Source organism: Acinetobacter sp. UBA3132 (assembly GCF_002364825.1).
Taxonomy (GTDB): domain Bacteria; phylum Pseudomonadota; class Gammaproteobacteria; order Pseudomonadales; family Moraxellaceae; genus Acinetobacter; species Acinetobacter schindleri.
In genome coordinates, this window is record NZ_DEZM01000178.1 from 5,452 (window position 1) to 16,499 (window position 11,048).

Genomic DNA, 11,048 nt, shown 5'->3' on the forward strand with positions numbered 1-11,048 from the left:
GATTGGGTATCCAAATAAAGACAAAAGATAGGCTCGTTTAGGATCTTCTTTAAATTTATTATTACTTGTTGTAAGAAAATCATCTCTCCCAATTTGCTTTAATGTACCTGAGGCCATTGAACCAATTTTATTCTGAGTAGGATCAATTGTATCTTGTATTATTGTACGGTCGGTAAAAATTCTTCTTTCTTTTGGAGATCGTACAGCATCATATCCTAAAAACATTTTACTTAAAGCACCGCCAACTTTCACATTAAATGATTTTTTCTCACCATTTATTTCTTTTGTAATTAATTTCAAGATACTTGGATCAGCCCAATAATCATTAATATCGTCTTTAATCAGTCCTTGTGAATTTGTAATAGTATTATTGTCTTTATCATATAAAACTTGATCAATTACTTTATATTTTTTCAGATTCCCTAACCAAGTTGACACCCCAGCAGCACCCAGTGCATCTGGTTTAGGGTCGAATTGAGGGAAATATCCCCAAGGCTGGATATTTTGAGTGTCTAGCGCATCTACTGGAATAGTGACTGATCCAGTAGTGACTGGTGGGATATACTTATCAAGGTCTTTCAAAAAAGAAATAACGCTAGATACAACAGCACGGTCATTATTTCCTGAATAATATTTACCACCGCCCAATGCGCCCCACTCTTTAGCAGCTGCGACATCATTCGCATATTGCCCAGTAGTTTCAGATAATGTACTACCGAATCCAACCACTGCTGTAAGTATCGAAACACCTTTAGGATTATTTAATGGTTGGTTCGTATCGTTTACTGTGCCATTTTTCAGTCGCTTGGCCAATCCACCAATACATTGCCAGTTTTTCTTGGAAATATCTCCATTATAAAAGTTTCTGCCTGAAGTCAGAGTTGTATCACTACATTCAAAACTTTCATCATTTAATGCAGCTCGTGTAATTGCTTCAGCATTCGTAGAATTGGAGTACTCCGGCACCCCATCAGTTAGAAAATAAATACCTTGTGTATTACATTGCTTATTTTTATCAATTTGTGGAGGGTTATTATAAATATCAGCTGTTCTGATATCTCCAGCTGTAGACTCACTAAACCCCGTTCCAGATTTCCCTTTAGTTGTTTGCCCTAATAGATAAGCAGCGACTTCTGCATATGCAAAAGCTGTTGGAGTTCCATCACGTGCAGATAGTGCAGTAACTTCACGTAACATCTTCTTTCGATGTGTTTCATAAGCTACCCCACCATACGTTGTAGTAGTGGTATATGACCATGTAGAACTCTGTAATGTATTAGTAATAGTTGTAGTAGTTAAGCTTCTACTTTGTTTACGGGTACAGCCGGATGAATTACAAATTTGAGATCCAGACACTACCTCTGCTGAAGTCCATGAACCTGCAGTAGGCCCTATGGTTGTAGTATTGCCATTAACTACTGCTCCTTGAGTAGCAGTACTATTAGATGAAGTTGTAGTAGTTCCTGGGAAATCTGCTGGTAATTTACTGCTAGCTACCCATGAATTAGTTTTACAAGTTAAATTAGTATTCCAATCCACACACTCTTGAGCAATTGTGTTTCCCTCTTGTTTAGCTTGACCAACATTTGCCCACCCAGTTTCAGATGGATTACTGCTCGATGTATTACTTATATTTGTCCAACCTGTATTTAAATCATCTGGTCGCCAAGCTCCAGAAGGCACATAAGTTCCAATCCCAATAAAACACAAAATACCTGAACAAGTACTTGAGGCAGTTTGTGTTCTTTCTTGCTTTTGTACATCCAATTTAGTAACTGTTAGTGTACGACTGATATCCTGTTTATAGTTAATTGTCGTTTTATAAACGGGTCTATTTCCAGCTAACGGAGTTGGATCTCCCAAGGCTTTAGCCTCTAATTTAATTCTGCCCGTTTTATCATTAAATGTTGCCAAACCTACAACCAATTCATCTGGTAATGGTGTTATTCCTTGAATAGAGTCGCCTTGCAGTAAGGTAGTCATACCGTCTTTTAAGCTTTTTAATCTATTCTCACTATAGCTATTACTACCCGGATTCATACTTCCTGAAACATCTAGCATGAACATCAAAGTCGTTTCACTTGCTTGTGGAGCTTTATAGAGTTCAATGTCACTAGCATTACTAGGTAAAGCAGAGCAAATTAAGGATGTCATAATAGCCGTATGCATGATGACAGTAACTTTTTTGTATTTAGTTTTCATTTTAAATCCCCCCAAATTTCCTTAACTTTTAGATGCATAACTAATAACAGCATAATCCATAACTTGCTGACTATATGGAACGCCTAATGCACTAAAACACTCTGCTACGGTTTGTTGACCTGGATAATCTGTTGACTTGAAATTAATACGCTTCTTAAAACAATCATTTATTTGAGTATTAAACGATGACCAACCTATGCCCGAACTACTTGCTGCACCAGGAATAATCGTAGTCACAACAATTTGAATAGGTTGTACCTGATCAAGTTGCACGGTTGAAGTATCAGTTCCTAAAGGATAAAATTTAAAAGGTATATCTGTCTGCAAACTACTTTTTTTAACAGCTACTTGAGAAATCATAACGTCACGGCTACTGCTATAATCTGAAGACGTGTACTCACAAAATCCAGCAGTACCTAAACTGGAATTATTGATTCCATTAGTATTATTAGTAGGGTAAATAATACTTGCCCTTTGTATATTAAAAACTTTATTTTGAGATTTAGGTCTAAAACAAAAAACTAATTCTTTATAAATAAAATCATCAGATTTCACCATTCCGAATAAGCCTAAAGCACTTAAATTTTTTTGAAAAGTTGCAGAGTTTTGATTATCTCTTTCTATAGCGAAGAATACAGCATCTGCTGTTTGCTTCATTAAACTCTGTGCTTGACTATTTGTGGCAACATTTAAACCTACCAAGCTTTGCTTTACAGCAAGTGTCCCTATGAGAATCATAAATATCAGTACGAACAATACAACTATTAATGTCGCACCCTTTTGGAACTGTTTCATTTACAACTCCTCCATAAGACCATAGCCATTCCTTAATGCAACTGTTTGGCTCACCACATCTCTTACATACTTTTCCGTCAAGCTACCATCTAACTCTACATTTTGATTTAGCACCCTAAATTCTGTCGGCATTACTTCATTCCCTGCGACTGAATCAAAACCACGTACTAAAGCCCCTAACTGAATAGACATGATACGTGCACGCGGAGCTGCATCTTTCACCAAACTATTGGTACTTCCCATATATTGATCAATCGTCATATAACTAAATTCATCACTATTATTTTGTTTGACCCCAAGCAGTACATGAAAATAGTCCACTCTTCGCATAACGATTTGACCATTACCCCCTAGTCCATTGATTCCCCCCGGCAGATTATCAGTGGGCACTAAGGTTTTATATCGACCAGCATCACACGCTAAAGCTAAATCTGTATCCTTTCCATCTGTTCGTAAAAAATATCGTTGTACAATAAATAAACCTTCATTAATCTCATCTTGAGTAATCGCATTTCCTTCACAATCAAATCCTTGAGGATCAAATGCTTTATATTGAATGACTAACTGATCACTCGCGACATTGACATTACTTGGCCCTACTTTAGCTCTAGTGAGCTGACTAAGTTCTACAGATGAGTTTGTTAGATATAATGGGAGATTCGCAGACTGAACTTTTTTATCTTCTTCAGCTAAAGAGGTATAGCTTTTAGAACTGGTGAGAACAATACCACTATATTGATTTCGATCATTTATTATTGCCAAATCGGCATCTAAATTTGCTAATTTAATATCTTTTATCAGATAGTTAAGACCAAAATTACCGTTATCTTGAAGTTCTGCTAGATTTTTTTGTAAATTATAATTAATACTTCCTGTTAAAAAGAGCTGAAATGCGGCAGCAATAATAATTAAACCGATAACTAAGGAAACCATTAATTCAATGAGTGTTAAACCTTTTGAGTACCTCATTAGTACGCCTCCAGAACTATGCATTTAGAGTTAGACGTCAAGCTTCCACTATTAGTACATGCATTTGTTCCACCATCTTTTGGCAATGTCTCCCCCCAAGCTACATAAACACAAAAGCGATTTAAACTCATATTGCCAGGGCAGTCATTGAGTGCAATCTTCATACCTGATGTATAGGCTCTATAAAGAATTTGATTTGCATCTTCTTGTGCAAAATCTTTGCTTGAACATTTTGTACTTCCAATACAATTGGGTGTATGACTTGAAATATAATATTTTCCCGACATTGCATTACTATATGCGTCAACAAGCTTATCAATCTCATTTTCAGTCACAGTTATTGATTTAGACAATCCTGACTTATTTGCGCGCATTCTTTCAGATAAATCTCTTGCTAAATTCATTGCTTGTATTCGCTTTGATGCATCTAAAGAAGCATCCATTGCACGTACCTGCAGTATAGAAAATCCCAGAACACCTATTGAAAGCAAAATAAGCGCTACTAACACTTCCATAAGTCCTACACCGTGTTGAGTTTTAATTTTCATTGTTAACAACTCCCAACAAATGCAGAGGTTTTGCTAGATGACACTCGACCAAAATTAGTTAAAGTAATATAATTTTGAGTACTAGCATTTGTTATTTTTATTTCTAAATTTGCAGGCAATCCACTTACATTCCCTTGAGGTAGAAATTTAATGAAAGTAAGCGGAGATCCCATCACAGCCTGAGACCATGTAGTTCCTGTACACGTACCCTCAATAAATGACAACGTTACACCTTCGGCAGGCTTCCAATAGCGATGAACAGGATCGTCAATACCATTAATACCAAAATAAACAATAACTTCTTTACGGTATAAAACTGCATCTGCTCGTGCTTGTACTAAAGCTTTCTCTAAATCTGTAGAAGTTCTTTGAATAGATCTTTTATCCATCGTATCCTGAAATTTTGGAGCAGCAATACTTGCTACAATTGCCAATACTGCAATTGTCACCATGAGCTCAATTAACGTGAATCCTTTTACTTTTTGCATCCTGCCCTCAAAGCAACAAAACCTTACCTCATTAAAAATAGTATCCAATTAGATTACAAAACCCACACAAATAGAGATGAATGGCATAAAAAAACAGATAACTGCAAAAATTAGTTATCTGTTTTTTTAAAATTATAAATCAGGTGATAAGTGCGTCACATCTTAAGCTTGAGTAACTGGAATACGTAATTCTTTCGGTAGGCTGAATGTAATATTCTCTTCTCGCCCATCCAGCTCATGTGGTGCTTGTGCGCCCCAATCTTGTAAACGCTGAATCACCTGTTTAATTAGAATCTCTGGTGCGGAAGCTCCAGCAGTTACACCAATTTGAGACTTACCTGCAAACCATTCCTGCTTTAGCTCATCGGCATTATCGACTAGATAAGCAGCTTTACCCATGCGTTCAGCGAGCTCACGTAAGCGGTTTGAATTTGAAGAATTTGGTGAACCGACAACAAGTACGACATCACAACGTTCAGCCAAGTCACGGACTGCATCCTGACGGTTTTGCGTGGCGTAGCAAATATCGTCTTTACGTGGGCCTTGAATCAGCGGAAATTTATGGCGAAGAGCATCAATCACTTTCGCCGTATCGTCAATTGATAAAGTGGTTTGCGTGACAAAAGCGACTTTTTCAGGATTGTGTACAGTTAAAGCAGCAACATCATCTTCATCTTCAACCAGATAAATTTCACCGCCATTTTTTTTGTCATATTGCCCCATGGTGCCTTCAACTTCCGGATGGCCTTCATGACCAATCAGGATCGCTTCAACCCCTTCACGAGCATATTTGGTCACTTCAATATGCACCTTGGTTACCAAGGGGCAAGTGGCATCAAAAACTTTCAGACCACGGCGTTCAGCCTCTTGCTGGACTGCTTTAGAAACACCATGTGCACTAAAAATCACAATATTATCATCAGGAACTTCATCCAGTTCATCGACAAAAATTGCACCACGTTGGCGTAAGTCATCTACAACAAATTTATTATGCACGACTTCATGACGCACATAGATCGGTGGATTGAAACATTCTAAGGCACGGTTCACGATCGCAATGGCACGATCCACACCGGCACAGAAACCACGCGGGTTGGCTAAAACAATTTCCATAGAATCCTCAATACTCACTCAATTTATGCTGCAACAATTGAAATAAATGTAAAACAATCGACGTACAACTATTTAGTTTAAAGTCGCTCTACTCTAAAATAGAGAAGATATTTTATCATATCAGGAAAAATATCATGTCGGGTCTCTTGTTTGTCGTTTCTGCTGCGTCTGGAACAGGCAAAACATCCCTCGTTAAAGCATTACTTGAACGTGTCAACAATCTTCATGTTTCTGTTTCTCATACGACACGCGGTCAACGACCTGGCGAACTCGATGGTGTGCATTACCACTTCTCTACCAAAGAAGATTTTCTCAATCTGGTCAATGAAGGTGGCTTTATTGAATATGCTGAAGTCTTTGGTAACTATTATGGTACTGCGCAAGCGACTGTAAAAGAACAACTGGCCAAAGGTCATGATGTCCTGCTCGAGATTGACTGGCAGGGTGCACAGCAGGTCCGTCGCTTATTTCCTGAATCTAAACAAATTTTCATTTTGCCGCCGAGTCAGTTTGACTTGCGTCAACGTCTATCTAACCGCGGTACAGATTCTGTTGACGTGATTGAGCATCGTTTGAGCTGTGCGGTAGAAGATATGCAGCAATATGTGAACTTTGATTATGTCATTATCAATGATGACTTCAATAAAGCGCTGCATGATCTGGAAGCCGTGATTATTGCCAACCGACTGGTACTTTATCAACAAGCGAATCGTCATGAAAAACTGATTCAGGCTTTAATTACGCCAAGCGAAGAGTGATTAAAACTTGAGTCTACAGGCAAAGCCTTTTATACTTCGCAGTCTGTTAAAATATTATTCAAACGAGAATTCTTATGGCACGCGTAACCGTTGAAGATTGTTTAGACCATGTAGACAACCGCTTTGAGCTTGTACTAGTGGCAAGCAAACGCGCGCGTCAATTGGCACGTCAAGGCATTGAACCAACTGTAGAATGGGACAATGACAAGCCAACCGTTGTTGCTCTACGTGAAATTGCAGTAGGTCATGTATCCAAAGACATCCTGAAACAACGTGACCAAGACTACCAGACTTCTAGTCTAGACCTTGCACTTTCAGCAAATAACCTGAATCTGGACGGTTTTTCTTTTCAATAAGAAACCCTTCCTATAAAAAGCCTAGTTTTCAACTAGGCTTTTTTTGTTTTGTGACTTTTATATTCTGTCTAGAACGGTTATAACATAAGGTCGAGTTATCAAGTTTATGCGGTTTTTCCGTGAATAGAAACGGAATAAATTGACAAACTTTGCGATTTGCTTTTCATTAAAAGTATTCGCGCATTTTTAGTAAAGAATTCAGTTTTAAAGGTGTTTTATGCCAGGCCCACAGGTCAGTCAAGCCAAGCAACAGCTTAATATCATCATCGACGCTTATTTGAGTGCCAGTGAAGTCGAGCGTGTGCTTGCTGCCTGTGATTATGCGGATATTGCCCATGATGGCATTACCCGTAAAAGTGGCGAACCCTATATCCTGCATCCGATCGCTGTGAGCAGCATCCTGGCGCATATGCGTTTAGATGCCGAAACCCTCATGGCAGCCTTACTCCATGATGTGATTGAAGATACGGATTTCAATAAAGACGATATTGCTGAAAAATTTGGCAAGACGGTAGCTGAACTGGTGGACGGCGTCACCAAACTAAGCCAATCCAGTGATAAGGAATATAATAAAGCCGCTTCTTTCCGGAAAATTCTTCAGGCTACCCTACAGGACCCACGTGTCATTATTGTGAAACTGGCAGACCGTTATCACAACATGACTACCTTAGATGCCTTACGCTCAGATAAACGTGCACGTATTGCCAAAGAGACTTTTGAAATTTTCGTACCGATGGCCCGGCTGGTTGGTATGAATGAGATGGCCGATAATCTGGAACATCTCTGCTACCAGAACCTGGATCTGGACATGTACAATAATGTCCAGACTGCCTTACAGCAAACCAAATCCAAACGCTGTGAATATCAGGCGATCTGGGAAAGAAAACTGAATGAATTACTCCATCAGTATAATATCCAGGGCCGAATCAAAAAGAAAAATAATAATATCGAGTTGCTACGTCACTTTGTTAAGAATGATATTAACCTGCAGGAACTCACTCATAGTCACGCCTTTGAAATTATTTTACAAAGTATTGCTGACTGTGACCGCTTTGCAGAACTCTTGGAAGATAGTTTCCAGGTGTTGAGTTTTGCCGATCATATTCGTCGCCCGTTGCCGGGTGGTAACCAGTCGCTGAGTATGCGTATCAAGGGTGAAAAGACGACACTTTCCCTAACCATTCAAACCGAACTGATGCGTAAGGCAGCACGTTTTGGTGTAGTCCTTGGTGAAAATGCACCTCAAGCCTGCCGTTCTGCGATTCAGGCTTCCATGCAGAATCTGAATGTTCTAGTGGATGGTGATTGTGCCAAGACCACTTTTAATGAATTACTGGATTACCTGCATCAGGAAAAAATCTGGGTTTATACTCCTCATGGTCAGCTACATGAATTACCTCAAGGTGCGACTGTAGTGGATTTTGCCTATTCTGCCAGTTTATTCCTGGGTAACCATGCGGTTGGCGCCAAAATTAATGGCGACACCAAACCGCTTTCTACACCTTTAAGTAGTGGTCAAGTCATTGAAGTGATCACTGATGTGTTAGCTTCACCAAATCCAGATTGGCTCAGCTTTATTAATACCCAAAAAGCCCGTCGTGCGATTCAAAACATCCTGCGTGATCAGGATATTGACGAGCAGCGTATGGTCGGTGAACAGGCTTTAAATCGTGCTTTAAAATTATTTAATCGTTCTATTCAGGATTTAACTGACGAGGACTGGGCCAATATTCTGCAATGGCGTCATATTCCGACTCAGGAACGTCTATATGAACAGATTGCAGTCGGTGATTTATTACCTCAATTGGTCGCCAATCACCTCTTTGCTCAAGATGCAGAAACTGGCTCCAACTCGACTCGTTTAATTCAGGGTACAGAAGGGGTCGATGTCAAATACGCGCACTGCTGTAATCCGGTACTGGGTGATCCGATTCAAGGTCATCTGACCCGCCGTGGTCTGATCGTGCATCGTGCACGCTGCCATAACTTGCTACATGAGCAAAATTTGCATCCAGAAAATATGATGCCATTGCAGTGGACCTCTGAGGACATTGAAGATATCAGCTTTACCGCTTATCTCTGCATTGACCTATCCATGGATGATGAACAGATTTCCGAACTGATCTATGAATGTCGTAAAGCCAAGTCTGGTGTAGAGTCGGTACGTAGTTACGAAGGTAAGACTTATGTCAACGTCGTGGTACATAACCGTAAGCAGATTGCCCAGCTGATTCGAGACTTGCGTATGCATTACGGCTTCCCGCGAATTATCCGTCTGCCCCAGCCAATAAGCATTTCAGAAACCACATCGAAGGCGAGTTAATCATTTAAAACGATAATGCTTTTGCCCATGGCAATGATCTAATATGATGTATGTTGATGATAAAAGGAGAAATTGATGTCCCGCCAAGTGATCCATACTGAAAATGCCCCCGCTGCGATCGGTACTTATTCGCAAGCGATTCTTGTTGGCAATACCTTGTATCTTTCAGGTCAAATTGGTCTAGATCCATATAGCATGGAACTGGTTGAAGGCATCGAGGCTCAGATTCGTCGTGTATTTGATAACTTGAAAGCAGTCTGTGAAGCAGCTGGCGGCTCTCTGGCAGATATTGCCAAGCTCAACATTTACCTGACTGACCTTTCTCACTTCCAGCTGGTTAACCAGATTATGGGTGAATACTTTGCTCAGCCTTATCCTGCACGTGCAGCTCTGGGTGTAGCAAGCCTACCTAAGGATGCACTGGTTGAAATGGATGGTGTAGTGATTATTAATCAATAAGTTATAAAAATCACCAAATCTCCAGCCTGCAATATTTAATTCTAAATGATAAATCGCTCTTGCACAGAAATCCGAGTAGCACTCGGATTTCCGCTCAGGTGTTATTTTTTTATCTAAATCCCCAATTATTTTGAACGCATTTTCAAATGATTTTTATTGACAAACGATAATAATTATCAATAATATTACTTATCTTATTTAATCACTGTGGTTATCTGACATGTATGTTTGTCTATGCCGTGGCATTACTGATCAAGACATTAAAGAAGCTATTGCCAATGGGGCGGAAAGCTATCGTGAAGTACGCGAAATGCTCGACTTGGGCACGTGTTGCGGTCGCTGTGCACCTGAAGCTCGTATGATCATCAGTGATGAAGTTTCCCAGATTGCGGCGCGTCTGGCAGTTGCAGCCTAAATAGTATATTGAATACCCCTATAAATATAATGATAAAAACAATGATCTCTGATCATTACTCCTCCCCGCCCTCGACTCTGGCGGGTTTTTATTGTTTTAGATTTCATTTGATACTATTTGATTGCGATTTTCATTTGCAGTTCAATAAATTACTCGCCATTGCCGAGCCATATGATTTAAGATAATCTGATATAGAAACCCATAAGTACAAATGGGTCATCAGGCTATACGGAGTGATACAATGAAAGGCAATCGTGATGTAATTAATCAGCTGAACCAGGTGTTGTATCACCACCTGACTGCAATTAACCAGTATTTTCTGCACTCACGCATGTTTAATGACTGGGGTATTGAGAAGCTCGGTTCTGCCGAATACAAAGAATCGATCGTACAGATGAAACATGCCGATAAAATTATTGAACGAATTTTATTTTTAGAAGGTCTGCCAAATCTGCAACATTTAGGCAAACTATATATTGGTCAGCATACCCAAGAAGTGTTGCAATGCGACGTACGCAAAGTCAAAGAGAATATTGAAACCATTCAGCAAGCCGTTGCTTTAGCTGAAACTCAAATGGATTATGTGACTCGTGATCTGGTTCAAGAAATCCTGGAAAAAGAA

At 39.5% G+C, this 11,048-nt stretch carries 11 protein-coding genes and 1 pseudogene; 6 read left to right on the plus strand and 6 right to left on the minus strand.

What is annotated here, in order from left to right; genetic code table 11:
- The 6 genes and pseudogenes from B4033_RS09655 to ispH form a co-directional block, all read right to left on the minus strand.
- Window positions 1–2,202, minus strand: a pseudogene (locus B4033_RS09655) (pilus assembly protein PilY); the annotation flags it as partial.
- A gap of 21 nt (window positions 2,203–2,223) precedes the next feature.
- Complete coding sequence (locus B4033_RS09660) at window positions 2,224–2,997, minus strand: pilus assembly PilX family protein (RefSeq protein ID WP_286833492.1); 774 nt, start codon at window positions 2,995–2,997, stop codon at window positions 2,224–2,226.
- Window positions 2,998–3,966, minus strand: coding sequence for a PilW family protein (locus B4033_RS09665; RefSeq protein ID WP_286833494.1), 969 nt, complete (start codon window positions 3,964–3,966; stop codon window positions 2,998–3,000).
- Window positions 3,966–4,514 carry a type IV pilus modification protein PilV gene (pilV, locus tag B4033_RS09670; protein ID WP_180086820.1) on the minus strand — a complete coding sequence of 183 codons (549 nt, stop codon included), beginning with the start codon at window positions 4,512–4,514 and terminating at the stop codon, window positions 3,966–3,968. Before pilV ends, B4033_RS09665 begins: the two co-directional genes overlap by 1 nt.
- A gap of 2 nt (window positions 4,515–4,516) precedes the next feature.
- On the minus strand, window positions 4,517–5,002 hold the full coding sequence (locus tag B4033_RS09675; RefSeq protein WP_286833498.1) for a pilus assembly FimT family protein: 486 nt from the start codon (window positions 5,000–5,002) through the stop codon (window positions 4,517–4,519).
- A 162-nt stretch (window positions 5,003–5,164) separates the two neighbouring features.
- Window positions 5,165–6,115, minus strand: coding sequence for a 4-hydroxy-3-methylbut-2-enyl diphosphate reductase (ispH, locus tag B4033_RS09680; protein ID WP_286833501.1), 951 nt, complete (start codon window positions 6,113–6,115; stop codon window positions 5,165–5,167).
- Window positions 6,116–6,249: 134 nt separating this feature from the next.
- Here ispH and gmk point away from each other — a divergent pair, with 134 nt between their 5' ends.
- From gmk to bfr, 6 genes are all read left to right on the plus strand, one after another.
- Window positions 6,250–6,873 carry a guanylate kinase gene (gene gmk / locus B4033_RS09685; protein ID WP_286833504.1) on the plus strand — a complete coding sequence of 208 codons (624 nt, stop codon included), beginning with the start codon at window positions 6,250–6,252 and terminating at the stop codon, window positions 6,871–6,873.
- A gap of 74 nt (window positions 6,874–6,947) precedes the next feature.
- On the plus strand, window positions 6,948–7,229 hold the full coding sequence (gene rpoZ, locus B4033_RS09690) for a DNA-directed RNA polymerase subunit omega (protein ID WP_004896248.1): 282 nt from the start codon (window positions 6,948–6,950) through the stop codon (window positions 7,227–7,229).
- Window positions 7,230–7,446: 217 nt separating this feature from the next.
- Window positions 7,447–9,552 carry a RelA/SpoT family protein gene (locus tag B4033_RS09695; RefSeq protein WP_286833512.1) on the plus strand — a complete coding sequence of 702 codons (2,106 nt, stop codon included), beginning with the start codon at window positions 7,447–7,449 and terminating at the stop codon, window positions 9,550–9,552.
- A 75-nt stretch (window positions 9,553–9,627) separates the two neighbouring features.
- Window positions 9,628–10,011, plus strand: coding sequence for a RidA family protein (locus B4033_RS09700; RefSeq protein WP_005223441.1), 384 nt, complete (start codon window positions 9,628–9,630; stop codon window positions 10,009–10,011).
- Window positions 10,012–10,231: 220 nt separating this feature from the next.
- Window positions 10,232–10,426, plus strand: a complete 195-nt coding sequence (locus B4033_RS09705) for a bacterioferritin-associated ferredoxin (RefSeq protein WP_286833515.1) — start codon at window positions 10,232–10,234, stop codon at window positions 10,424–10,426.
- 241 nt (window positions 10,427–10,667) lie between these two features.
- A partial coding sequence (gene bfr, locus B4033_RS09710; protein WP_286833517.1) for a heteropolymeric bacterioferritin subunit Bfr occupies window positions 10,668–11,048 on the plus strand: 381 nt, incomplete at its 3' end.